We start from the raw sequence: 23929 nt of genomic DNA, 5'->3' as shown, positions 1-23929 counted from the left end.
ATGCTTGGAAGAACCGCTTCTTCGCTGTTTTGGATGTCCCGCTATCATGAGCGGGCCCAAAATGTGGCTCGTCTGCTGGAAGTTGCCTATCGCGGGGCCATCATGTCTCATCGCGGCCAGGAACACGGCACGCATTGGGCATTCGCGCTGGCCTGCTCAGGCTGCGAGCCTGAGTTCAAGGAAAAGTACGACGAGGTGAATATCCGCAACGTCGCCGTTTTCCTGCTGTTTTCGAAGGAAAACCCGGTCAGCGTTCGCAATAGCCTGGAACTGGCGCGCAACAACGCGCGCGCGGTCCGCACTGGAATAACCGCTGAGCTGTGGGAAGCGATCAACACGACCTGGATCGAATTTAACGAGGTCAATCCGCAAACGATCACGCAGGAAAGATTGCCCGATTTTCTGGCCTGGGTGAACCAGCGGGCCCATCTGTTCCGCGGCGCATTGCTCAACACCGTTCTGCGCAATGACGGCTATTTCTTCTCTCAAATGGGTAACTTTGTCGAACGCGCCGACAACACCGCCCGGATCCTGAACACACAGTACTGGTCTCTGTTGCCGGACAGTGACATCGTCGATGACGGGTCCATGGAAAAGTACCAGTGGTCTGCAATTCTCAGAGCTCTCTCTGGACGCAGAAGCTACAGGTTTGCCTATCCGAATGCACGGCTGCGGGCCTTCAACATTGCCGAGTTCCTCATATTACGCAAAGAGATGCCGCGTTCCCTGGCCCATTGCTACAATTGGATTGCGGATACCGCAGAAGACCTCGCGCAGTTCTACAGCGCGCAAGAACCCAGCCTCGATCTGGCCAAGGAAATCGCCCTCAGTTTGTCTGAAAAACAGATGCGGGAAATCTATCAGGACGGCCTGCACGACTATCTCACCGACTTTATCGGCAGGAACAATCAATTCGCGTTCGAGCTTTCCAAAGACTACAATTTTTCCTGACCGACACACTCTTCTTCCAGGTGCCGCATGCAACTGACAGTCCGACACACCACCCGTTATCGCTATGACGCACCGCTGGCAAACGCGATGCAGCAATTGCGCCTGACGCCTGAAAACGGACCGGCTCAGAAGGTTCTGGAATGGTCTATCGACGCACCGGGCATTTCGAGAGCCACGACCTACAAGGATGCATTCGGCAACCGGGTTCATATGGTTTCGCGCGGCGAACCCGTGGAAGATGTTGAAATTGTTGCAACCGGCATCGTTGAGACGCGGGATACGAATGGTATTCTGGGGCACGAGACGGATGTGATCGTGCCGCCGCGAATCTATACGCGCGTGACGCCGCTCACCCAATCCAACCAGGCGATCCGCAGGCTCGCCGCGCATGCAGAAACCGAAGATCGTATCTCGGGATTTCACGCGCTGATGCATGCGATCAGGGATAAGGTCGACTACAAGATCGGCGTCACTGAAACGCACGCCCCCGCCTCGGCCGCACTGGCGGCTGGCGAAGGTGTCTGTCAGGACCACGCGCACATTTTCATAGCAGCTGCCAGATCTCTCGGCGTTCCCGCCCGTTACGTCTCCGGGTATCTGCTTCTGGAAGAAGAGCAGGCATCTGAAGCGCACCATGCGTGGGCCGAAGTTCTCATCGAAGGTCTCGGGTGGACCGGGTTCGACGTTTCAAACGCTGTTTGCCCAACAGATCGATACATTCGACTGACCGCAGGACTGGACTCCCGGTCCGCTGCCCCGATCCGCGGCATCAGGTTCGGGGGTCTGGAAGAAAATCTGCTGGTCGAAGTCGACGTGACCCAGGCAGTTTTTCAACAGCAGCAGTAAAAGTCGATTTTCAGGCATTCATTCCTGCTGCGCTGTGCTAACAGTTCACAGGGAAACGTCTGAGGGGCTCAGGGATGACGTATTGTGTCGGCTTGAAACTGGATCGCGGCCTTGTGTTCGCTGCGGACACGCGCACCAATGCCGGTGTCGACAACATTGCCACATACAAGAAACTTCATGTCTGGGAAGAGCCAGGCGAGCGTGTGATCACACTCCTGTCCGCCGGCAATCTCGCAGTTACCCAGGCCGTGATTTCGCTTCTGAGCGAACACATCACCTCAGCGGACAATGACCGGGCGACACTGATGACCGCAAAGACCATGTTTCAGGTTGCCCGGCTTGTCGGCAGTGCGGTCAGAGAGGTGGAATCCATCGATGGCGAAGCGCTTGCGACAAGCGCAGAGAATTTTTTCGTAACGTTCATTCTCGGTGGTCAGATCGAAGGCGAAGCGCCGAGAATGTTCCAGGTGTATGCTGCCGGAAACTTTATTGAAGTCGGCGAGGACACGCCCTTCCTGCAGATTGGTGAGCACAAATACGGCAAGCCTATTCTCGACCGCGTCACGCGGGCGGATATGCGTCTTGGTGAAGCCGCGAAATTGGTTCTGCTGTCCTTTGATTCCACGATCCGTTCAAACCTTTCGGTCGGTATGCCAATCGACATGTTGCTCTACAACACGGACACGTTTTCAACCGACCGGCAGGTTCGTATCGAGCAGGACGATCCCTATTTCCAGAAGCTTTCCCACGGATGGTCTGAAAAATTGCGCGCAGCCTTCGGCGACATCGACGAATTTGACGTCTGAGCTGCGTTCATGGCCCGTCAGGAAGCCGTCATAAAGCGTCGTTAGAAGCGGACAGGACGATCCGGAGAGTGTCCACATGAGCAGCAGTACCGCGAGCGAACTCGAACCTGTCGCATGGACGCGGGAAACGTCGCAGGAACCGCTGGACGCAAACGACGATACGCTCAAAGCCATCAGAGACATGATCAAGGTGGGCCAGCGCGCTCAGATTGTCGAGTTGCTAAAGCGTTGGGACCCGATCGATGTCATGCAATTGCTAACAAGGTTGCGGCTCAAGCACGCCCGTAAGCTTTTCCAGTGGCTGCCCGCCAATCCATCGATAAAGGTGGTCGCCGAACTGCGGCCGGAGTTCCGCTCGATCCTGATGGAAGAATCAACGCTCGAGCAGTTTCGCGATATTCTCGCCGGCATCGATCCTGAAGACGCGATCGAAATTCTCAACGAGTTTCCGGACGACGTTGCCGACGAGTTGATTGCGCGTCTTCCTGATGTCGAAGATATCGCGACAAGGGGCTTTTATGCGGACGATACGGCCGGGCGGGTCATGGCGAGCAAGTTCGTGGCGCTGCGCGAGGACTGCACCGCAGATGAAGCTGTAGAGCAGATGCGCGAAGAAGCCGGCCGCATCCGGAAAGTTTTCACGGTTTACGTCACCGATGCGAACGGAAAGCTGACCGGCACGGTCGAGGTTGGCAGACTTCTGCTTGCCCAGGGAGATGTTCCGCTCAGGAAACTCATGAACAGGGACGTGATCGCTGTTTCGGCGGACACCGATCAGGAAGAGGTTCTCCGCCTTGCCCGCAAAAGAGACATGCGCACGGTTCCCGTGGTCAGCGGCAACGGGCAACTCGTCGGCCGGATAACGCCAAAACAGCTGACGAGGATTGCCGCCGACGAGGCGAACGAGGACATGCTGCTCATGAGCGGTGTCTCCGGTGAGGCGCGCTCCGACGACACCATTTTCAGAATTGTGCGCGGCCGCCTTCCTTGGTTGCTTGCAGGTCTGGTCGGTGCAAGCGTTGCAGCGACCGTGGTCGGCTCTTACGAAGACCAGCTTGCCGAGGCCGCCATCCTGGCTGCATTTATCCCGGTGACCATGTCCATGGCCGGCAACGCGGGGCTTCAAGCCTCGGCGGTCGCCGTGCAGGGTATTGCCACGGGTGCTCTCTGGTCCGGCGACATTGTTTTTCGGCTCATGAAAGAATTTGTCGCCGCTCTTTTCAATGGCGCGATTGCGGGCGTCATCCTGGGCGCTCTGGTGCTGATCGCGTCCCTGATCGTTCCGCTCGAAGCGCCCGGCAGCCTGGCGCTTGCCACTTCATTGTCTCTGCTATGCGTAACCACGCTTGCTGCGATGGTCGGCGCAACCGTTCCCATCATTCTCGACAAGATAGGCATCGATCCCGCTATGGCGATCGGCGTCTTCATTACATCGTCAAACGACGTACTCGGCGTGCTCATCTTCTTTTTGATGGCAACGACATTCTATATGGCGTGAGCGAAATGGGCCTAAAGCAGCATTTTTTTGCTGGAAGCAGCGCCGTCAGGTATGTTCAAGGACCAGGACTGCTGCATCGAACTCGGTTCGCTTGTACGCACGGATCTGAACGGCTTCCGCGTCCTCTCCCCAGCGCTCGATGTTGAAGTCCTCTTCAACATGTGCCGCTGTCCAGGCTGCGTCCGCGTTCAGGTAACCTTCGAGTACGGCAAGAGCCAGAATGGCCGAACCGGTCAAGCTTGTCGCGGTGTGCAGCGCTGCAAGGCGCAGCGGCGTTTCGCCCGATATGCGCCCTTTGTAGCCTGCAAGCACCTCGTCGGACTGCGCCGCGTGAATAACACCTTCGATCAAGACAAACCGTCCTCCGAGAAGATTTCCGGCCCAGTCAACAACCGGGTCCCAGAGACGGCGCTGTGTATCGACCAGGCTTTCGGGATCATCGGCCCGGTAGCAGAGCGCATCATTGCCGGCAAACAAGACAATGTCGTCTGCCACTTCATCGAAGCGATTTGCCACGGCGTCCTGCGCCGAATTGGCAATCCGGGTCAAAGGCATCGTGGCGGGATTGATGACGGTTTCCTGCGCCGCCCATTCAGCCGCTACCGCAGCTGCAACAACTTCATTGGGCAAGGTTAGCGTTGTTTTGCCCGGCGTTTTCACCGTGCGGCCGTCCAGCGCAATTGCAAAGCCCTCGTCAGCAAAAACATGGGATGCTTCCTTATAGAAGCGCTTCGGCAGTTCACGTCTGGACAGCTCGCGTGCACGCTGTTCAGGATCCTTGGCCACTTCTTCATGCAAGGTTTCAAGAAAGTCGCGCATCACACTGTTACCTCGTCAAATTTCAAGACATCTTTCAGGGCCTTGTCCAGGTGTTCAAACCCATGAATGATCCGGTTTGCTCCTTCCTGAGCGAGCCTTGAATGATCGTGGTACCCCCAGGTGACACCAATGGCGTGAATACCAGCAGCTTTTGCCATCTTCATATCAAAACCCGTGTCACCGATCATGACAGCCATCTCCGGGAGCACACCTGTCTCCGACAAGGCCCGTTCGATCATGTCCGGATGCGGTTTGGAGGGGGACGTGTCAGCTGTCTGGATCGTCACGAACTTGCCGTGCAGATCGTGCGTTTCCTGCATGTGCCTGACACCGCGCAACGCTTTGCCTGTCGCAATGCCGAGCAGAAATTCGTCCCGCTTATGCAATCGCTCGATTGCCTCTCTCGCACCGGGATAGAGTGGATCGATTTCAAGCCCTTCCGCGCGCCTTGCCCACTTCGCCTGCCGGTATGCATCGGCCATCGCCGGCACTTTCTCAAGGTGCCCTTCTCCGACGAGATCCGTAAATGCTTCTTCAAGCGACCTCCCGACGATGGACAAGGCCGTCTTGCGGTCGGGCATGGGAAGACCCACCGCTTCAAACCCGACCTGAAGACCGTGGAAAATCGTGTCCTGACTGTCGACCAGCGTGCCGTCGACGTCAAAAATGATCAAATACATCGGGAGCCTTTTGCCTGTTCAGCTGATGGCTCGCATGTGAAGGGTTTTCCAGTGCGGGTCAAGAGCCCGAGCCCTTTCAAGACCAATTCTTTCCTTTGATCGGAGCAACTTGGACGCGGTTTACTGTGCCATCACGAATTCCACAGGCTGCCCTCGCAACTCCCCCATTCTTTGGATAACCGGTTTTAAGCGCGAACGCCCGAAATTTGCCTCTTTATGATGTTTTTCGGGTCCGCGTGCGCAAGGTTTCGTTAACCATGTTCGTAAACCGGCCGGTTACCATAACGCCGGATACTAGTGCCTGGGTGGGCGCGGACAATTGGGACTGTTTGTCGCCAAACTGAAAGTGATTGAGACCGGAGCGTTACCTGCTGCGGCCAGTAGGGTGGTTGTGCGTTGATGCGATTGAAAACACCGGCAAAAAGCCTGAAGAAACGTGCCAGGACGTTTAAGGAAGAGCGGTCATTCGCTGTTTTGATCGCAGTCCTGGCCATCGGACTTGCCGGCGCCGCGGCATCTTTGACCCTGTTCGGCCAGAAAGAAACACCATCTCATCATTCTCTGTCCGTTGACGATCAGCGGCACCTGAAGCTGGCACACAGCATGAACGAACGGCAAACCCACCCTGTTGCTGTGACTAACGGGATAAGCACTTCGTCAACACCCGGTGGGCCAAAGACTGCTGAACCTGCACCCAGGTCCTCCACCTCATCACCGAGCGCCACGCCGGATGCGCACGATGTGTTCCAAAAGGCCGCTCGCGCGCATTCGCACGCACAAGCAAGAAGCGTTGCCCGCATCAAGCTCACCGCGAAACTCACGCATCTGAGATTTGCGCGATACATCGACACCGCGCGCAAGGAAAACGCTGCCCCCAGGCAACTTGCAGCTGGCAATGCCGCGGCACGTGGCGCTGCCCCATCAGTACCCTCACCTCTCGACGACGCGACTTTGGAAGTTGCTGCACTTGGCGAGGCAACGGCGTTGGAAGCAGATCGGCAATCGGATCCGGACATCGCTGCATCGCTGCCGGGAGACACCCCTCTCGACAACGAAATTACCGGCTCGATTCCCCGGAATGAAACGCTGTCGACGCCAATCCCCGGCACAAAGCCTGACATACCGGTTCGAACAGCCGCGGTCGCGCAAGAGCGGAACAGCGCTCCGGTTCGATCGGCACAGCCCGTCCTCGCCTATGCCACACCCGGGAATCCTGAAGAGGAAAAAAACGGCGCATTCAACGGTATCGGCAAACTCTTTAGCGGCCTGAAAGGCGGACTTCCCGGGCGTGGCAGCGGTATCGCTGTATACGATATCAGTGCCGCAACGGTGCATATGCCCGACGGTACCAAACTTGAGGCGCATTCAGGCATTGGCCACCGGAAGGACAATCCTAAATATTCCCACGTGAGAAACCTCGGACCGACTCCCCCGAATATCTACGATCTGAGGATGCGTGAGCGGCGCTTTCACGGTGTTGAAGCCGTCAGAATGCTACCGCGTGATCTGGCAGCTATGAAGGGCAGAGACGGTATGCTCGCCCACTCGCCCCTCCTGCGCCGTACGAACGGATCGCATGGGTGCGTCGCTTTCAAGGACTACAACAAATTCCTGAAGGCGTTCAAAGCCGGCAAGGTCAAAAAAATCATCGTGGTTCCTTCCATGGACAAGCTTCCGAAATACATGGCAGCGCTCAATCGCAGCACCGGAACCTAGACGGGTTGCGGTCCGGCGGCAGATTGTTTAGAGCGGATACGTTACCGTTCTGTCCGGAGCCCTTCATTGACCAAGATACTGGCTGTGCTGCTGATCCTGATTGCCGCGATCCAGGTGATCAAACCGCTTGGCTGGCCAGGTCTCAAGAAGCGCTCTGATGCCTGGAAGCTTGTTGCCGGCGTAGGTGTGGTCACGTTTCTCACCGTGATACTGAGCGCGCTTTTTCAAGGGTTTTGACATCCCACCATCCGCATGCAGGTAATTGTGTGCTTCACCGGCCTAAGGAGCGGGCAGACACATGAGCAAGGGAGCAATGCTGCATCTCATTTGCGGCAAGGTGGCCTCCGGAAAATCGACGCTGGCCCGTTCACTGGCGGCTGTTCCAGGCACTGTTCTCCTTTCGGAAGATGTCTGGCTGAAGGGTCTTTATTCGGATCATCTCGAAACACTGTCCGACTACGTCAAATACTCCGCGATGCTTAGAACGACACTGGAGCCGCATGTCGTGACGCTCTTGCGCGCCGGTTTATCGGTGGTTCTCGATTTCGCCGCCAACACGGTGGAAACACGGGAATGGACGCGCCGGATATACGAAGCGGCCGACTGCCGTCACGAATTGCATCTGATCGATGTCCCGGACGAAATCTGCAAACAAAGGCTTCGAGCGCGCAATGCTGCGGGAACGCACGAATTTCAGGTGTCAGATGAGCAGTTCGACAGGATCAGCAGACACTTTCAGCCACCGACAGATGCCGAAGGCTTCAACGTCCGCCTATACAAACCGGGACGGGACGAACAATAGCTTGACCGGGTTCAACGCCTGATCAGCGTCTCGTCCGGGTCGTCGGCTTCCGGATCGTAGTCGCGTGCATCGAACCCCAGGAGGTTCCACGTTTGTTGCATGTGCGGCGGCAACGGTGCGGAAACGTCGATCATGCCGTGGCCGGACGGATGCGGAATGACGATCCGGCGCGCGAGCAGATGCAGCCGATTTTGAATGCCGCCGGGCAGCTCCCAGTTCTCGATGTTGAAATACTTGTCATCCCCGATAATCGGATGGCCGATATGGGCGGCATGGGCCCTTAACTGGTGCGTTCGTCCGGTCACTGGCTTCATCGTGACCCAGGAGAGTTTCTGCGCCGATTGCTCAAAGACGGAATAGAGCGAGACCGCGTGCTGGGCATCATCCTCCCCCTGCCGGGTCACGCGCATCCGCTCCTCGCCCTCGCTTCGTGCCAGGAACGTCGAAATGCGGCCTTGCTTCGGTTTCGGAACACCCGCCAGCATGGTCCAGTAGATTTTCCGGGTGTTGCGATGCCGGAACGCCTTTGTCAGCTCCTGAGCGGCTTGCCGCGTGCGGGCGACCAGGATGATGCCCGAAGTTTCACGGTCGAGGCGGTGGACGAGACGCGGCTTGTTGCCCTTCCGGTCTGTAAAGGCCTCCAGCATGCCATCAAGATGCCGCTTGAGCCCTGACCCGCCTTGGACCGCGAGACCTGCAGGTTTGTTCAAAACCATCACCTGATTGTCTTCGAAGAGCAGCATCTCTTCAATCGCCTTGCGGTCATCGGCAATCAGTTTGGTGGATTTGGGCCTGGCGTTTTTCTTGTCATCCGCGGGCAGTTCGACACCGAGCGGCGGGATCCGGATCATCTGGCCCTTGGCGATGCGCGTGTTGGCTTCTGCGCGCTTGCCGTCAACCCGCACTTGCCCGGTACGGAGCAATTTCTGCAGCCGTCCGAATCCGAGACCCGGATAATGCGCCTTGAACCAACGGTCTAGGCGCATGCCCGCTTCATCTGCGGTTACATGTTTTTGTTCAATCGCGGACATGTTTTTCTCAAATCGGGCTGCGGACCGGAATGGATCGCTGTCAACCGGGCATGCGGGACAATGGCGCCGCACAAATATTCTTCCCGGAGCGTATAGGCTCAAACAGTCCGGATTGGAAGGGAAACTTAGGTGACCACCTGCCGGGCAATCATCAATCCGGCAAAGACCGCCCCGATCGACAGAAGAACGGACGCGACTACATATATCAACGCAAGATGCGTATCGCCCCGTTCCCAAAGCACGGAAGTATCCAGCGAGAACGCGGAAAACGTCGTAAACCCGCCAAGTATGCCGGTTGCGATGAAATAGCGGACAGTCTGAACATGTTGAAAATCGGACTTCACCAGCCACCCGATCAGAAGCCCCATCACCAGAGATCCGACCACATTGACGGTCAGCGTCCCAACCGGAAAACCCGTACCGAAGAGCCTCAGTGTCAGGAGCGCCACCAGATGCCGCACCCCGGCGCCGATGCCACCGCCGAGCATGACAAGAAGAAGATGTTTCAAGCTGTCTCCGTTACGTTCAAACAACCGATTCTTCAAGAACTTCGGCTGCATATCACCCATTGTACAGGAGATTTCGCAAATCCTTCCATAGCGCAAGTTTTGTTGCTCAGAAATCGCCGCCGCTCAACTTTTTGCTCCAGTCATACGAGGAGAGTCCGTTAGTACAAGTAACTCGTTGTTTTCTTGTCTTATTTTCATACAGTTTTCTCAGTCTGTGCATTGACTTTCGCGCTCTGAAATCAACTGGTCCGGTTCAATTGATAAGACCCTTAGGATGGCCCGAATCCAAACGGCCCTGGCGGCTCAATGAGCGCTCCAATCCGCATGAACTGGTTGAATTTGGGCCATCGGCACCAACAAGGACATGTTCGAACACTTGCTGTCTCCTATTCTCTTTTTTCGCTTTCCATGCTCCCTGACTGATCCCTCCATAAGACTGTTGAAGCGTTTCCTTCTCATTAGTTGGCCAACAGTCTCGCTAAAACCATCAGTCCCGGATGCGAGGCACCTCAGACACACGCTATGAACACAAAATATGGAGTTTGCTCTTTATGCGTGTTAACGATAATCAGAGGCTTCAAATCGGGGTGGGCATTATGTACTTCTCGAAATTCGTTTTCTGGATGACGTCACTCGTCGGGCTGGCACTCATCAACTCTCAATCTCTTCAAGCCGCAACCGTCTTCACAAAAGGAGCCGGATCGGCGGTTTCAAGTGTTGATCTGATGGCAGATTTTGAGAGCAACCTGGCGCTGACTGAGAACCCGTATTTTGAAGGCGGAATGGCTTTTTCCCGTTCCAATCTCAGCTTCAACAACAATGGATGCGGATTTGCAGGATGTAGCAGTCACCCGGGCATTGCCGCCGGACCAACGCCATTTACCGGGAACTATATGTACGGCACGGGCGTGCAAGGTAAATTCACCATCCGCACATCGTCAGCGGAATTGTTTTACGGCCTCGAAATGATCTTGGGAACCGGCAACGTCGTCGGCGGAGATCCATACACGATTGCCTGGAGCACGCTGCTTGAAGGCTCCCTGGTTTCGAGCGGTTCGGAAAACATTGGTTTGATGCTGCCTGCAATTTATGGGTGGCACGACGCTGATGGATTTGATGAGTTCGTGTTCCGCGTTTTCAGAGAAGCAAGTAACGCACCTGCCTTTGACACTGTGCGCGCGCAGACCACAAAAAGTGTGACGCCTATCCCCTTGCCGACGACACTCTCAGTGCTTTTGGCAGGGATTGGTATTTTGGGCTTGTCCGCATGGCGAAGACAGAGATCTAGCGCCAAAATTAATCGTTAATTTCATACTGTATGTTATTGAAAAGACGGCCAATTATTAAGGTCAAACGATACAAGGTGGCTTGCACGCAAAAACTGCGTCAAAACTCAAAGCCACGATCAGGTCTATTTCTTTTTTGGCCTATTTCGATCGAACCGTTTTTCGTCATGCTTTGTAGGCTTTGGCTCAACAGTAATGTTGTCAGTATTGCGTTGTACGAATGACCCGACTAGGAACTATTAGATAAACACGCATCAAGCCGCCTTTTATGGACGGAACCTCCTTATTAAGCAGGGCTGACGGGTCAGTCGAGAATCTTGACTCGGTAGTTTTAGAAAAGAGTTCTTTGCGGGCAAACTTGCTTCTCGAATTGAGTACTGAAACGCTCAGACATTCCGCAACTTTTTCGCGAGTTAATGCTCTTGACCCATTGCAACCATTACGCTAGTGAGGTGCTGCAAGTTGTAATTCTACTTACGCATTGGGGGCAATTGTGAATCTAATACGACTAATGCTTTGTGCATTTGCTTTTTTAGCTTTAACGAATTTGGCAGTTTCTGCACCGGTCACATACAGTTTTACCGCTGAGATAGTATCGGGCTCATCGAGTTTTGTTGGCTTGAGAACACCCGCTATCGGTGATGAAGTATTTGGCCAGTTTGCTTATGATCCTGAGGAAAAGTTGACATATGACAACGGCTACTATGCGGACTACGACAACCCTGAAGCACGAACCAGCGCATCTTTCCTTGGAACGTCAGTATCGGATCGTTTAACGCACATCCAGGTTTTCGATGACCCAATCTATTGGGGCGACGGGATCATCCTGAATGCACATGTCACCGGCACGGACCTTCTCGGCTCATATGATGTGATTTCCTATCAAATTGTTCTTCTTAGTTCCAATCTAGACCTGCTGGATCGCCTAGCATTGCCGAAGAGCCTTGCTCTTTCAGATTACGAAAAAGATGCTTACTTCTGGTTTTTTGGCGAGAATGACAAGGGCGTCGATTACTTTCAGGCAAACATTGCGTCACTCAGTTTTGTGACACCAGTTCCCGTGCCTGCTGCGCTGCCACTATTAGCAGGCACAATCTGTTTTTTTGGTGCGGCATGCGGCTATCGCAAAAAGTTCAGCCAATAGGGCCGATTGAGATCAATGAAAGCGGCTGACCTGCCGCTTTCAACCCGTGTAGTCTATACCGGCAATATGTGCACATTGAAGCCTTGATTGGCGACACCACGGCCAGCGAAACAGCCCAAACCGACCTCAAACTCCAAATGAAGATCTCGTCAAAGCCGCTGCCTAAAGGCTTTTCTGGGGCTATAAATTGCAGCTTCACGCTTGCGCCCTTACCATCAACATAACATCGCTTTTGACGTTAGTACTGTTTTGTCGTCGCCTACCCCCCTTAGAGGACAATCCCTACTTAGCTAGACGATTCAAGGCGGCTCGCGTGCCATTTGGCCTTCCATAGTGGTGTCGGCAACAGTTGCAAAACACTCCCGTCCAATGTCGTCGGTGACAAATCCATTATCAACTCCGCAAGAGCCTTCAGCAGTTCAGCTTCTGCCCCTATTTACAACCTTCCCTTGAACGCCGCTCGTCACTTGTACCAACGCCGATGCTATCTGTGCAGCTACTAACGACTTACTTGCGATGCAGCGCGCTTTCCGCGGCGCCAGCCCGCTAAACCCAGCAACCCCAGGGCACAGCCGAGAAGTGGCAATGCCGCCGGTACCGGTACAGGCGTGTGAAGTTTCAGTGTCGCATCTATCTCGACTTGATAGTCATAGAAAATAACGCTCGAAAACTTGAAATCGCCGCTGCCGACACCTCTTAAGAACAAATTGAAATCCAACGGAGAACCGAGATTCTGGGCGCTTGCAAGCGCTGCACCGATAGGAAGCTCAAACTTCGCGGGCAGATCTATGGGAATGCCGGAGTTGTAGTAATAACCCGGTGCTGGTGTCAAAAGATCGAACCTCAACTGCTCCTCATCACCGCTCGCAACTGATTGAATACGAACCTGTCCCCAGCCGTCCTTAACAAAGCCGGATTGCCGGATTGCCGAGACCGTTATGAAAGCCGAATTGATTACCGTATCCGGCGCAGCAGAGAAATTGATCGTGTCGTGGTCGATATCGACTTCACCACTGAGATAACGCCACATGCCTGCTGTTCCGCTGATGGTGTTCAAGCCATCGGAAAGCGGCAGGGACAGCGAATAAAACGCATCCAGATCTCCCTGAAGCTTTTCGGAATAAGTAACCGCATTCGCCGCCGCTGACGCCAAAAGGCAACCGAGCGCAGTAAGGGCAACTACCCGAAGTTTTCCAAGTGGAAGATTTCCAGAAATGGTTCGTCTCATCTGCCTGACCTTCGCTAGCCGTCGCACAAAACATGCTTGAACCAGAGTGCTTTGAGACACTCATCCACTGCGGAAAAACGCGAATTTCCCGCTACCTAACATTTGGACTTGAGATCTGATGAAATCGCAGCACGAACTCTTCACAACGCTCAGATATTGAATGCGACGGAAAGTCGAAATCAAAACTGTGAATGTGTGGAATAAGACGATTTCAGGTTACCCAGTTGCCTTACTTTCATACTTGTAAGATCATTCAAATGCAATTAAAAAGTTAAAAGTTACACTTTACAACTATTTTCGATTGAAATTAGGAGCTAGAGCGCTTTTCAACTTGGAAAAAGCCTATGCTTCCGTTCCCGATGCTCGGATGCGCGGCAAATAAGCTGTCCAAGCCCGCGCATCTTTCAGTCTGCACAAGATTCTCAAAAAAACCTCTGAGCGATGGATTTGCTTGATAGAGCGGCGCAACAAGACGGTCTTCTGAATCCAGAACGGCCACATCGTGCATGTGCTTCAAATCGCTATGCGGTGAAACGAAGTCAGGCATTGACCATTTTTGACCGGCAACGTTCGACAGGACCTTGAATAGATCAGGTGAAACAACAAGCTTGAACGCTTCGTCTGACCTGCCCTCCAGCTTGCTGTTCAAGTGCGGAAAGTCCGGGCTCACAAGTTGATATCCGGATCCGAAATAGGGAACTAGAAAATGTTCCGATACAAGAGCAGGTTCTTTATAATAATCCCAAAATTCTTTTGGCACCACGACAAAAACAGCGTTGCTCCAGTAAGAAAACGTGGAGCGGTTGGACAAATATTCGACGTAGAACTGTCTACTCTGGCAATAAAGTGGCAGAAATTCACGTCGTTCAGGTTCACGAAATACACGCCCGTACCCTCTGTCTTTCCAAGTCCACTCCACCTCATCAAGCAGTTGATCACCTAGATAGACCGGGAACATGACGTGGTCGATTGTCAGCAACATTTCATACGTCCCTCAGCTTCGCTGCGCGCTGTTCATGCAGCGCAACCCAATTGCGCCAGTTTCAAGGAAGCAAACCTGACATGTTCGGGCAAGGGCCAAGCCATCTGAAAGGCTCTTATCGAGATCTCCTCAGCCAGCTGCAATTACGCCCTTTGGCACAAAAAAGCCCCCGGGGAAAACATCAAACCTCTTCCGCAACATGGGCAAAATCGGGGTAGATCGACCGGATCAGAGTATCGACGCGTTCAAGCTCTTCGGGAATTGCTGCGAGTTTGTCGCGTTCTTCTTCCAAGATGGCAAGGAAGATGCGCGCGCGGGCTTGATTGATCTGCTGCTGCGGCAACGTTCCCTCCCCGGCTGAAGACAGAACGATGCTGACCAGTCTGTCGGCGGCGTTAAGGCGCCCCCAGAGATAGTCGTGTTCGCGCCAGCTTCGGTTGAAAAACGCTCCGAAGGAATTGAGTGCCTTTCCCTTCAGTTCAAAGCCTTCGGTGTAAAGGCTGGCGGCATCGCGGGGGCTGATCCGGTCGACCAGGATCTCGGTGACTTCCGAAAAGTCGTTTCTCTGAAGAACCGGAAACGTGATCAGGTCATAGAACCCGAAACCGACATAAGACCGCAAAAGAGACAAATGCCGTTCCCGGTCGAGAAGATCGCAGGCTGTCTCGGCGAAGAGCTCGTCATGCAGGCGGTCCAGATCGACCAGGCCCATCATTTTCGAAAGACCCTCCAGGAACGGTTCAACATGTTCTTCGGTGCCGCAGTTGCCTGATGCGGTGACGGCAAGAAGTCCTTCCGAAAGCTCTCGGCTCTTTCCGCCGAAGAACCGTTCTGTCCATCGCCAGCCAAGATGGTCGATCTGCTCGTAGAGCAGTCCTTTCAGGTGATCGAGAGCATTGGCATCCGGGACGGGAAGCGAGGTCGCCTTCCCGTGCTGGTAAAATCCGTTGAGTTTGCGGATCGCAAATCGCAGCCGGCGAATGCGATAGTCGACATCGAGACCGCGTAGCAACGCAATGATATGCGGATCCGTCCGGCCAAGTCCGTCCTTGCTCTCGGCCGAAAGCGTGTTGAAGTGCTTGGAAAAGAGCGACAGAACCGCCTCTTCCCGTATCGGCAAGTCGGCAGTATGGCCAAGTCTGTGTGTCAGTCCTGCAAGTCGCTCTGCAAGTGCATGCAGTTTCAGCGACTGGTAATTCAGGAACGCAAAGCCAGCCTGCTCGAATGCAGTGTTGGTGGCATCGCGCCGGCATTTGGAAAGAACTTCCGCCGTGATCGACCTGCGCTTGGGCAACAGGGGCATGACGGCCTGTTCGACAACCGGACCGGTCGCATCAATCAGTTGCGCAAGCCAGCGGCTGCGCCGGTTGTTCTGCTCAAGCTCCTTCAGATCATCGCCGATCGGTTCGTTTCGGGGAATGTGCGCAAGGGACGCCAGAATGACCCTGAAAAAACCCGGAAGTTCCATTGGGCCGCTTTTGTTTTCGCTCATGTCCACCGGCGCCGGGTCGACATAGATCAGGCGCCTGGCAACTTCGCGTGCGGCCGGTCTTTCCTCGATGACTTCGATCACCGGCGCAAACGGCTTGTTCATGACGACACTGCCATCGACAAAACAATGCTGGGCGGTCGTGTCTGGCGTAAGGCAAAGTTCGCGGCCGAGAAACGCTTCGCGACCGGGCCATGCATGCCCCGACTTTGCAAGGACGCGCTCCATCTCGGCAACCGTGGCCGGTGGGAAGGCACCAGGGAAGGACGATGTCGCCCGGGCGGTAAAGACCAGTTCAGGAATGTTGTCGGCATCGAACTGGCTTTCGACAAACCCGCGCGTGCGATGAACCGCGTGGAACTTCAGGATGCGCCGATGATCCCACTCCTCTACGAAGGCAGGATCGTCCAGAAGTATCCTGCGTTTGACGCCGTTATAATCGGTGATCGTCACAAACAGATCGAGCGTCTGTCCGCGCGGAATGAGCGTTCGGTCGGAGCTGTTGCCGGTCTCCATTTTCAGGCACGCATCCAGCATCCACCCAATAAACCGTTCCCCGGAAAATGGCGGGGAAAACCACCGGGCCTGCATGAACTGGCGAAGCTTTTCCCGCGTTTCCACACTTTTGATCTGCTTGTCCAGACGGCTGGAAATAAGCTGGTCGAGAACGGGTGAAATCGACAGTTTCAGATAGCGCGACAGACCGGATTGAGGTCGTGACAACCGGGTGACGTCGGCGTTTTCGAGCCACATCTCGCTGTGGCTTTCCAGTGGGAGATCGTGCGCGATCGCGCGCGCCAGCATGATGCCGTTGACGCCGCCTGCCGAGGCACCGGCAATCGCATCGACCACGACGCGGATATCGGCGACGCCGGACAAGAGGTCCAGCAAGTCCTGGTAGGCGCGTTGAACAGGTTGAAGTGGCGGCATTTCAGCGCTTTGAGCGCTTCCTGCGTTTCTGTCCAGCCGGTAGCTGGAGGCCCGGACAAGGTTCAGGATCTCGCGGCTTACGCCATGCATGTAGATGGCGAGTGAAACTCCGCCATAAAGCACAAGTGCAAGTCTGAGTTCGATTTCCTTCATAAAACTGCCAGCCGGACTGATGAGAATGGTCTATCAGAAAAGAATTGTCATATTCCTTAAATGGCCATGGATGCGCCGATACAAAGAATTGAACGCATGCCAGCGTAATCATATCTGATCACGCTTTCGAAGGAAAAATGTGTGGCGCAGTAGGCTTTACGAAGCAGCAGCTACACGGGGCGTTACACTTTTTCACGCTACGGCGGGTGTCTTTCCGCTAAGGTGTCTCATGCTGTTCTTTCTGATTCCGTACGGAACCGGCAGCCAGGCAATTGGCAGTGCACATACTCAAGACCAGATAACGCGAGATGAAGAAGACCCAGAAAAAAAACGCAGGGCAAAATACTTCAGAACCATCCAGACCCTCTCCTGCCCGTGTTCTCAGGGAAGAGAACAAGTCTCTTCGCTCTGAACTGGAAGATCTGCGTCTTCTATATGAGGCGACCATCGAACATGGCGAAGCGGTGGAAGACCAACTCGCCGAACAGTCTGCGCGCATGGAAGCACTGTCGAAACAGTTGGCGAAGTATCTTTCGCCTCAGGTCTACAAGTCGATCTTTGAGGGGCGGCAGGAAGTCAAGATTGCCTCGACGCGCAAGAAACTAACTGTCTTCTTTTCCGATATTGCCGACTTTACCGAGATAGCCGACCGGCTTGAGTCGGAAGACCTCACAAACATACTCAATCAATATCTGACGGAAATGTCCGATATCGCGCTGAAGCATGGGGCAACCATCGACAAATATGTCGGCGATGCCATCGTGATTTTCTTCGGAGATCCGGAAACAAGAGGTGTCACCGAGGATGCTCTTGCCTGTGTCCGCATGGCGATCGAAATGCAGAACCGGATGCGCGAGCTCGAACATGTGTGGCGTGAAGCGGGTATCGCAAAGCCCGTGAAGTGCCGAATGGGTATCCACACGGACTACTGCACCGTCGGCAATTTCGGCAGCAATGACAGGCTTGATTATACGATCATCGGCGGCGGCGTGAATACAGCGTCCCGGTTGGAGACCCTGGCCAAACCCGGATCGATCCTGATTTCATTCGAAACATTTTCCCAGGTCAAAGACCAGATCACGTGTGCGTCCAATGGGGAGGTCAACGTCAAGGGGATCGCATACCCCGTGTCGACTTACGAGGTTGTTGGTCTGAAATCGGACGAACCGAAATCGCCGCCGCTCGTGAATGTCACTCTGATGACACGAGATCTCATCGCGATCACCGACGGACTTCACGAAACCATCAGCATAGAAGAAAGAACGCTGTTGGTTTCATCCTTGAAAAGCGCACTGGACCGGCTCCACACCGACGATTGACCGTCTTATAGCCAAGCACTGGCACTGGCCTCAGCCTCTTTCCTTGCGCAGCTTGCTCCAGTACTCAAGCCGTTTTCGCAGGTCACGTTCGTAACCGCGTTCCGGCGGGTCGTAATAGACATTCCTGTCCATGCCGTCGGGAAAGTATTTCTGGCCGGAGAAACCGTCTGGCGCATCATGGTCGTACTGATAGCCGGCACCGTATCCTTCCTGCTTCATCAGTTTGGTCGGTGCATTGAGGATATGTTTGGGCGGCAGCAGCGAGCCGCTGGACTTCGCATCGCGCATAGCCGCCTTGTAGGCAACATATGCGCCGTTGGACTTGGGCGCGGTGGCCAGATAGATCACTGCCTGGGCGAGCGCCAGTTCCCCTTCCGGAGAACCGAGCATCTGGTAGGCGTCTCTTGCCGCATTCGCCTGAACCAGGGCGTTGGGATCAGCAAGGCCGATGTCTTCAACGGCCATCCGAATAAGGCGCCTTGCGAGATACATCGGGTCCTCGCCGCCGTCCAGCATGCGGCAGAACCAATAAAGGGACGCATCCGCATCAGACCCGCGAACGGACTTGTGCAAGGCGGAAATCAGGTTGTAGTGACCGTCCGCGCTCTTGTCATAGATTGGGGCACGCCGTTGCACGATCTCCTGCAACCGGTCCGCATCAAAGACCTCGTCCAGCGCGGAGGCACGCCAGACATCCTCTGCAAGCGTCAGAGCCGAGCGTCCGTCGCCATCAGCCATACGGACCAGGACCTGCCGCGCCTCAGGATCAAGCGGGAGCTGCCTTTCCTCTAACTGTTCCGCCCGGTCGAGCAGCTGGTTGATCGCTTCGATCGAGAGCGAGTGGAACGTCATCACATGTGAGCGGGACAGCAGTGCGGCGTTGAGCTCAAAGGAAGGGTTCTCAGTTGTCGCCCCAACAAGCGTGATCGTGCCGTCTTCCATAACGGGAAGAAAACTGTCCTGCTGTGCGCGATTGAAGCGATGGATTTCGTCCACGAACAGAAGCGTTGCCGTGCCGCCCATGCGTCTGGCCCTTGCGGCCTCGAACACCTTCTTCAGGTCCGCAACGCCGGAAAAGATCGCCGATATTTGCTCAAAGGCAAGATCAGTTTCATTCGCGAGCAATCGCGCGATCGTCGTTTTTCCGGTCCCTGGTGGCCCCCAGAATATCAAGGAGCCGAGCGTGCGGGTTTTCAACATCCGCGACAGCGTGCCTTCAGGACCCAGAAGGTGATCCTGTCCGACGACGTGATCGAGCCTGGCCGGGCGCATACGGTCAGCAAGCGGGCGCGGCCCGCTTTGCGCAAGTCCTGATGCTTCGAAAAGATCGGTCACGGCCGTCTTTATCTCACCTCGAGCTTCGAAAGCTTGCCGTCCCGTTCGATCTCGAGCCGCCAGACCCGAGGTGGTGTCTTTGTGATTGCCTCTAGCATCCGTGTCGATTCCACCTTCTTGCTGTTGACCACGCGAATGATGTCGCCCGGGCGCATACCCACCTGGTTTGCAGCACCACCACGGCTTACCGCCGCAATCACGACGCCCTCAAACACACCTTCCAGGCCGATTTCCTCCGCAACTGCCGGCGACAGGTTCATGACCGTCGTTCCTTCAAAAGGCGAATACTCGCGCAATTGGCGCGTGTCGCGGGGGACGGTCTCCGGTGCGGGCACCAAAGGAACCGAAAGCGAGACCTCCTGGCCTTCCCTTACAATCCGAAACTCGGATGTTTCACCGATCATTTTCGTGGCAAAGCGGTATCCGAAGGAATTGGGATCGACGACTTCCTTGCCTTCGATCGCAATGACAAGATCGCTGACCTCCAGCCCTGCTTTGTGCGCAGGCGAGCCGTCGAACACCGCGGTCACCAGGACACCCTGCGGCCGGTCCAGAGACAGAGCTTCGGCAATTTCGGCGTTGACCATCTGCACCGTTGCACCCAACCAGGGGCGGCGAACCTTGCCACCCTGATCGGCTGCCTGTGCCACAAATCGCGCCATATGGGCCGGTATCGCAAAGCCAATGCCGTTTGATCCACCTGAGCGTGAAAAAATTGCCGTGTTGATGCCGACCAGATTGCCGGTCATATCGACGAGAGCTCCGCCGGAATTGCCCGGATTGATTGCGGCGTCAGTCTGGATGAAGAACTGGAAATCAGTGACGCCGACCTGCGTTCTGGCAAGTGCCGACACGATCCCTTGCGTGACCGTTTGCCCGACGCCGAACGGGTTGCCGATCGCAAGCACGATATCGCCGACTTCGAGACTGTCGGAGTCGGCAAAACTCACGTGCTCAAATGGTCCTTCTTCGCGGATCTTCAGCACGGCCAGATCGGTACGTTCATCCATGAGCACGATGTCGGCGTCGAATTCTCTGCGGTCGCTGAGCGCCACTCTGACCTCGTCAGCGCCCTTGATGACGTGGTGGTTGGTAATGACGGTGCCGTCTGAGGTAATGATCACGCCTGAGCCGAGAGAGGATTCCACGCGTTCGCGCGGCTGGCTTGGGCGGCCACCTGGTTGCCCAAAAAATCTGCGAAAGAAGGGATCCTCCATAAACGGTGACACGCGTTGCCGGCGGACGACTTTCCGGCTTGCGTAGACATTCACCACTGCAGGCGCGACTTGTTTCACCACCGGGGCAAAGGACAGCTTTATTTGCGCTTCATTCTGCGGAACCAGTCGCAGATCCGCGGGCGACGGCTCAACCGATTGGGCGAAGGCCGACGTTGCCAGGAGCCCGGTCAGAGCGGCAAGCAGGATGCGGCACAAAGGGCGAAATCTGTTTGAATTGGTAAGGCGCATTGCCGGGCCCCTCTCTCGAATCTTATTCCGTAACGGCGATACATGGCAGATAGGGTGTCAGAGAGGCAAACACAAAAACAAAAGAGCCGCCGGAATACCGGCGGCTCTTCAATTTATCGTTCAAAATGCCGTCAGGCGGAGCGGACTTGATCGAGGAAACTGCGGACTTCCTGGTCCAGTTGCTCCGCATCCGACGCCATGTCCGCCGCTTCCTGGGAAAAGCTTTGAGCGGCGACATTGGTGTCGTTCGACAATGTGGAGACGTTGCGGATGTCTTCCGTCACTTTGGAAGTCCCGCCTGCGGCCCTTTGCGTGTTTTCCGCGATGCCCTGGGTCGCATAACTCTGCTCGGTCACGGCAGCCGCAACTTCGCTCACCGACTGCGTAATGTCGTCGATGGTCTTCTGAATGTCACCGATCGCGCCCACGGCGGCATCGGTCGCGTTCCGGATGGCATCGATCTGCTGCTGGATCTCACCCGTCGCCTTACCGGTTTGCGACGCAAGGTCCTTGACCTCCGAAGCCACGACCGCAAAGCCTTTGCCCGCCTCGCCGGCACGTGCCGCCTCGATCGTGGCATTCAGGGCCAGTAGATTGGTCTGGTCCGCGATATCGCTGATCAAGGTGACAACTTCGCCGATCCGGTTGGCAGCTTCCGCGAGCGACTTGACGGTATCATTCGTCGTCTCCGCCCGTTTGGTCGCCGCGGCAGCGACGTTGGACGATCTTTCGATCAGGCTGGAAATTTCCTGAATGGAACCGGAGAGCTGATCCGATGCAGCAGCAATCGACTCAACCTCACTCAGAGCTTCTTCAGACATTGTCGCGGCATTGGCCGAGGTTTCGCCCGCCGTATCCGTCATATCGCGCATCTTGTCAGCAGATTGCCGCAGCGATGCCGCAGAACGCGCGACCTTGTCGACAACGGTACCGACAGTCGACTCGAACTCGCCTGCGAGGTTTGCGAGCATCTCTTGTCTTTGCTCGGCCTGCGACCTGGCGGCATCGGCCTCTTCGGCGGCCCGCCGTTCGTTCTCGTCCGCCGCGTTTTGGCGGATCTGCAGAACGGCACGGCCGATATCCCCAATTTCGTCCTTCCGGCTTGCCGCCTTGATCTCCGCGCCAAGATCACCGGATGCGATGGCGTTCAGCGCACCAACCAGGTTCGACAAGGGCCCTGTAATCGAACGGGAAAAGAACAGCGCAATAACCGCTGCAATCGCAATGGTTGCCAGCGACCAGATGAACATCTGGTTTTTCATGTTGGTGACGGCCGCGAGCGTTTCATCCACGCTCTTTTCAGCCGCTATCGCCCAGGTCTGGTCCTGGAAGGCCAACGCACGCGCAACGACAAGGTCTGCAACACCGTCCTCGCCCGTAACGATCTCGGCAGAATCAATACCTCCCGTCGCAGCCAGAACAGGCGCTGCTGTCGAAGCGGTTTTGAGTGAGGTCGGTTCACTTGCCAGCGGCATGTCGCTCAGGATCGTCCCGTCCTGACCGACAACGTAGACCTGACCGGTTTCGCCCAGGTCCTCCCGATCGGCAACAATGTTGTTCAGGAAAGAAGTATCAAGCCGCAAGATCGCAACACCATTGAGACTGACCGCGCCAAAGGTATTGAGGTAAACCGGTGACGCAAGAAACAGGGACCCTTCTCCGTCGGCTGGCTGATATTGCGCGAAGGACGTGACAGCGACTTCCCCTTCCTGCAATTCGATTGCGGATTTGAACACCTGCTCAAGGCCGGTCCCATCAACAGCACCGCCATCACCCAACTTCAGCAGAAACTCATCGCCCTTGGTGACGGAATAAAGAACGACACCGGCTGGATCGATCAGATAGATGTCGGCGTAGCCGCCGTTCTTCCAGACATTGTAGATTGCCGGGTGTGCCTCGGAGTGGCGCCACGCATACATTGTCTTCTGCTCGGCACCGATCAGGGCAGCGCGCTCTTCAGGCGTAGCGGGTGCCTGAAAGAGACCGACAATCTCCTCACGCTCCTTTTCCAGGTTCATGGATGCCTGACCGAGGGTGTTCAGGGCATCTCCCACACTGGAGGCCAGCGTGACAACCTCCCCTTCAGCCGATTTCAGCTTGCTCTCAAGCAGCGCCGAACGGGCCTTGATGACCATGGCGAGTTCAGCTTCAGCAGCCTTTTGCAATCCATCCTTACCGGTGACGTATCCGATAACCCCGACCGCGGCGCAGGCGGCGACAGTTATCACGATCATCAGCGTGGGGATCACAAAGGAAAGACGAACAGAAGACGACTTCTTCCCGTGAGAAGACGATTTGGTGAACACAATTTTTCTCCCAACCCAACCTTGAACACATAAGGGTGCTGTGCCGAATCTAGGAGTTGTTCCTTAATTCATCGATAATCAAAGTTTCATTATTCGGAATAGAGTGCTTCGTAAAAACAAGCAAAACACCTGAAATGCAAAAAGGCGGACTAATGCCCGCCTTTAAGAATGCTTGGACTGAACAGAATTTTACGCTGCGTTTTCTGTAGCTTCTTCTGCCTCTGCACGCGCCCGGTCATCTGCTCCCCGTGCATCGGGGTCACGATCGACGAGCTCGATAACAGCCATCGGAGCGTTGTCGCCATAGCGGAAGCCGGCTTTCAGAACACGTGAATAACCACCGTTCCGGTCCTTGTAGCGTTCTCCGAGCGTGTCGAAGAGCTTGGCAACCATCGCAGTGTCGCGAATCTGCGAAATAGCCTGGCGGCGTGCGTGAAGATCGCCGCGCTTGCCCAATGTGATGAGCTTGTCGATGATCGGTTTCATTTCCTTGGCCTTCGGCAACGTCGTCACGATCTGCTCGTGCTTGATCAGCGAAGCTGCCATGTTTGCAAACATAGCCTTGCGGTGGCTAGAGGTCCGGTTGAGCTTGCGGCCGGATTTACCGTGGCGCATGGCCCTCTCCTTTTTCTG

The 23929-nt window shown here is 55.4% G+C and carries 20 protein-coding genes and 1 pseudogene; 10 read left to right on the top strand and 11 right to left on the bottom strand.

Annotation, left to right across the window (positions count from 1 at the left end; genetic code table 11):
• The 4 genes from Q0915_RS07780 to mgtE all read left to right on the top strand — a co-directional run bounded on the left by Q0915_RS07780 (position 1) and on the right by mgtE (position 4101).
• Positions 1 to 951 carry an alpha-E domain-containing protein gene (locus Q0915_RS07780; protein ID WP_299481656.1) on the top strand — a complete coding sequence of 317 codons (951 nt, stop codon included), beginning with the start codon at positions 1 to 3 and terminating at the stop codon, positions 949 to 951.
• 27 nt (positions 952 to 978) lie between these two features.
• The gene (locus Q0915_RS07775) at positions 979 to 1797 is read left to right on the top strand and encodes a transglutaminase family protein (protein ID WP_299481653.1); all 819 of its coding nucleotides are present in this window, start codon (positions 979 to 981) and stop codon (positions 1795 to 1797) included.
• A 74-nt stretch (positions 1798 to 1871) separates the two neighbouring features.
• Positions 1872 to 2603 carry a proteasome-type protease gene (locus Q0915_RS07770; RefSeq protein ID WP_299481650.1) on the top strand — a complete coding sequence of 244 codons (732 nt, stop codon included), beginning with the start codon at positions 1872 to 1874 and terminating at the stop codon, positions 2601 to 2603.
• 76 nt (positions 2604 to 2679) lie between these two features.
• Positions 2680 to 4101: a magnesium transporter gene (gene mgtE / locus Q0915_RS07765; RefSeq protein WP_299481647.1), complete on the top strand. Its 1422-nt coding sequence runs from the start codon at positions 2680 to 2682 to the stop codon at positions 4099 to 4101.
• 45 nt (positions 4102 to 4146) lie between these two features.
• On the opposite strand, the gene Q0915_RS07760 is transcribed toward mgtE, so the two are convergent.
• Together Q0915_RS07760 and Q0915_RS07755 are read right to left on the bottom strand one after the other, a co-directional pair.
• The gene (locus tag Q0915_RS07760) at positions 4147 to 4920 is read right to left on the bottom strand and encodes an ATP12 family protein (RefSeq protein WP_299481643.1); all 774 of its coding nucleotides are present in this window, start codon (positions 4918 to 4920) and stop codon (positions 4147 to 4149) included.
• On the bottom strand, positions 4920 to 5600 hold the full coding sequence (locus Q0915_RS07755; RefSeq protein ID WP_299481641.1) for an HAD-IA family hydrolase: 681 nt from the start codon (positions 5598 to 5600) through the stop codon (positions 4920 to 4922). The genes Q0915_RS07760 and Q0915_RS07755 overlap by 1 nt, the downstream gene beginning before the upstream one ends.
• A 399-nt stretch (positions 5601 to 5999) precedes the next feature.
• Between Q0915_RS07755 and Q0915_RS07750 the strand changes: the two genes are divergently transcribed.
• The 3 genes from Q0915_RS07750 to Q0915_RS07740 all read left to right on the top strand — a co-directional run bounded on the left by Q0915_RS07750 (position 6000) and on the right by Q0915_RS07740 (position 8118).
• Positions 6000 to 7316, top strand: coding sequence for a DUF2778 domain-containing protein (locus Q0915_RS07750; protein WP_299481638.1), 1317 nt, complete (start codon positions 6000 to 6002; stop codon positions 7314 to 7316).
• Between the two features lie 66 nt (positions 7317 to 7382).
• Positions 7383 to 7553 carry a hypothetical protein gene (locus Q0915_RS07745; RefSeq protein ID WP_299481635.1) on the top strand — a complete coding sequence of 57 codons (171 nt, stop codon included), beginning with the start codon at positions 7383 to 7385 and terminating at the stop codon, positions 7551 to 7553.
• A 61-nt stretch (positions 7554 to 7614) separates the two neighbouring features.
• Positions 7615 to 8118 carry an ATP-binding protein gene (locus tag Q0915_RS07740; RefSeq protein ID WP_299481632.1) on the top strand — a complete coding sequence of 168 codons (504 nt, stop codon included), beginning with the start codon at positions 7615 to 7617 and terminating at the stop codon, positions 8116 to 8118.
• 11 nt (positions 8119 to 8129) lie between these two features.
• Here the strand turns inward: Q0915_RS07740 and Q0915_RS07735 are convergent, their stop codons facing one another.
• Positions 8130 to 9149, bottom strand: coding sequence for an RluA family pseudouridine synthase (locus Q0915_RS07735; protein WP_299481629.1), 1020 nt, complete (start codon positions 9147 to 9149; stop codon positions 8130 to 8132).
• A gap of 125 nt (positions 9150 to 9274) precedes the next feature.
• Positions 9275 to 9658 carry a fluoride efflux transporter CrcB gene (gene crcB, locus Q0915_RS07730; protein ID WP_299481626.1) on the bottom strand — a complete coding sequence of 128 codons (384 nt, stop codon included), beginning with the start codon at positions 9656 to 9658 and terminating at the stop codon, positions 9275 to 9277.
• A gap of 551 nt (positions 9659 to 10209) precedes the next feature.
• Between crcB and Q0915_RS07725 the strand changes: the two genes are divergently transcribed.
• A complete protein-coding gene (locus Q0915_RS07725; RefSeq protein ID WP_299481623.1) occupies positions 10210 to 10965 on the top strand; it encodes a PEP-CTERM sorting domain-containing protein in 756 nt (251 codons plus the stop codon).
• Between the two features lie 472 nt (positions 10966 to 11437).
• Entirely contained in the window at positions 11438 to 12088 is a 651-nt protein-coding gene (locus Q0915_RS07720) for a hypothetical protein (RefSeq protein WP_299481621.1), read from the top strand.
• Between the two features lie 499 nt (positions 12089 to 12587).
• Here Q0915_RS07720 and Q0915_RS07715 read toward each other — a convergent pair whose 3' ends face one another.
• From Q0915_RS07715 to Q0915_RS07705, 3 genes are all read right to left on the bottom strand, one after another.
• Positions 12588 to 13316, bottom strand: a complete 729-nt coding sequence (locus tag Q0915_RS07715; RefSeq protein WP_299481618.1) for a hypothetical protein — start codon at positions 13314 to 13316, stop codon at positions 12588 to 12590.
• Positions 13317 to 13623: 307 nt separating this feature from the next.
• Positions 13624 to 14298 carry a hypothetical protein gene (locus tag Q0915_RS07710; protein WP_299481615.1) on the bottom strand — a complete coding sequence of 225 codons (675 nt, stop codon included), beginning with the start codon at positions 14296 to 14298 and terminating at the stop codon, positions 13624 to 13626.
• Between the two features lie 181 nt (positions 14299 to 14479).
• The gene (locus Q0915_RS07705; protein ID WP_299481612.1) at positions 14480 to 16870 is read right to left on the bottom strand and encodes a patatin-like protein; all 2391 of its coding nucleotides are present in this window, start codon (positions 16868 to 16870) and stop codon (positions 14480 to 14482) included.
• 476 nt (positions 16871 to 17346) lie between these two features.
• Between Q0915_RS07705 and Q0915_RS07700 the strand changes: the two are divergent.
• Positions 17347 to 18189, top strand: a pseudogene (locus tag Q0915_RS07700) (adenylate/guanylate cyclase domain-containing protein); the annotation flags it as partial.
• A gap of 30 nt (positions 18190 to 18219) precedes the next feature.
• On the opposite strand, the gene Q0915_RS07695 reads toward Q0915_RS07700, so the two are convergent.
• The 4 genes from Q0915_RS07695 to rplQ all read right to left on the bottom strand — a co-directional run bounded on the left by Q0915_RS07695 (position 18220) and on the right by rplQ (position 23911).
• Positions 18220 to 19524 carry a replication-associated recombination protein A gene (locus tag Q0915_RS07695; RefSeq protein WP_299481609.1) on the bottom strand — a complete coding sequence of 435 codons (1305 nt, stop codon included), beginning with the start codon at positions 19522 to 19524 and terminating at the stop codon, positions 18220 to 18222.
• A gap of 8 nt (positions 19525 to 19532) precedes the next feature.
• Positions 19533 to 20990 (bottom strand): DegQ family serine endoprotease, encoded by a 1458-nt coding sequence (locus tag Q0915_RS07690; RefSeq protein ID WP_299481606.1) that lies wholly within the window; start codon positions 20988 to 20990, stop codon positions 19533 to 19535.
• Between the two features lie 131 nt (positions 20991 to 21121).
• Positions 21122 to 23296, bottom strand: a complete 2175-nt coding sequence (locus Q0915_RS07685) for a methyl-accepting chemotaxis protein (protein WP_299481603.1) — start codon at positions 23294 to 23296, stop codon at positions 21122 to 21124.
• Between the two features lie 189 nt (positions 23297 to 23485).
• Positions 23486 to 23911: a 50S ribosomal protein L17 gene (gene rplQ / locus Q0915_RS07680; RefSeq protein WP_299481600.1), complete on the bottom strand. Its 426-nt coding sequence runs from the start codon at positions 23909 to 23911 to the stop codon at positions 23486 to 23488.
• Between the last annotated feature and the right edge of the window lie 18 nt (positions 23912 to 23929).

Origin of the sequence: uncultured Roseibium sp. (assembly GCF_947494555.1) — a bacterium.
GTDB lineage: Bacteria > Pseudomonadota > Alphaproteobacteria > Rhizobiales > Stappiaceae > Roseibium.
This window is presented reverse-complemented; position numbering and strand designations above follow the sequence as displayed.

What these genes read in the sequence shown, in the direction of transcription:
- Q0915_RS07780 (WP_299481656.1), top strand. Translation starts at nt 1, where the DNA reads ATGCTTGGAAGAACCGCTTCTTCGCTGTTTTGGATGTCCCGCTATCAT.
- Q0915_RS07775 (WP_299481653.1), top strand. Translation starts at nt 979, where the DNA reads ATGCAACTGACAGTCCGACACACCACCCGTTATCGCTATGACGCACCG.
- Q0915_RS07770 (WP_299481650.1), top strand. Translation starts at nt 1,872, where the DNA reads ATGACGTATTGTGTCGGCTTGAAACTGGATCGCGGCCTTGTGTTCGCT.
- mgtE (WP_299481647.1), top strand. Translation starts at nt 2,680, where the DNA reads ATGAGCAGCAGTACCGCGAGCGAACTCGAACCTGTCGCATGGACGCGG.
- Q0915_RS07760 (WP_299481643.1), bottom strand. Translation starts at nt 4,920, where the DNA reads ATGCGCGACTTTCTTGAAACCTTGCATGAAGAAGTGGCCAAGGATCCT.
- Q0915_RS07755 (WP_299481641.1), bottom strand. Translation starts at nt 5,600, where the DNA reads ATGTATTTGATCATTTTTGACGTCGACGGCACGCTGGTCGACAGTCAG.
- Q0915_RS07750 (WP_299481638.1), top strand. Translation starts at nt 6,000, where the DNA reads ATGCGATTGAAAACACCGGCAAAAAGCCTGAAGAAACGTGCCAGGACG.
- Q0915_RS07740 (WP_299481632.1), top strand. Translation starts at nt 7,615, where the DNA reads ATGAGCAAGGGAGCAATGCTGCATCTCATTTGCGGCAAGGTGGCCTCC.
- Q0915_RS07735 (WP_299481629.1), bottom strand. Translation starts at nt 9,149, where the DNA reads ATGTCCGCGATTGAACAAAAACATGTAACCGCAGATGAAGCGGGCATG.
- Q0915_RS07725 (WP_299481623.1), top strand. Translation starts at nt 10,210, where the DNA reads ATGCGTGTTAACGATAATCAGAGGCTTCAAATCGGGGTGGGCATTATG.
- Q0915_RS07715 (WP_299481618.1), bottom strand. Translation starts at nt 13,316, where the DNA reads ATGAGACGAACCATTTCTGGAAATCTTCCACTTGGAAAACTTCGGGTA.
- Q0915_RS07710 (WP_299481615.1), bottom strand. Translation starts at nt 14,298, where the DNA reads ATGTTGCTGACAATCGACCACGTCATGTTCCCGGTCTATCTAGGTGAT.
- Q0915_RS07705 (WP_299481612.1), bottom strand. Translation starts at nt 16,870, where the DNA reads ATGAAGGAAATCGAACTCAGACTTGCACTTGTGCTTTATGGCGGAGTT.
- Q0915_RS07690 (WP_299481606.1), bottom strand. Translation starts at nt 20,990, where the DNA reads ATGCGCCTTACCAATTCAAACAGATTTCGCCCTTTGTGCCGCATCCTG.
- rplQ (WP_299481600.1), bottom strand. Translation starts at nt 23,911, where the DNA reads ATGCGCCACGGTAAATCCGGCCGCAAGCTCAACCGGACCTCTAGCCAC.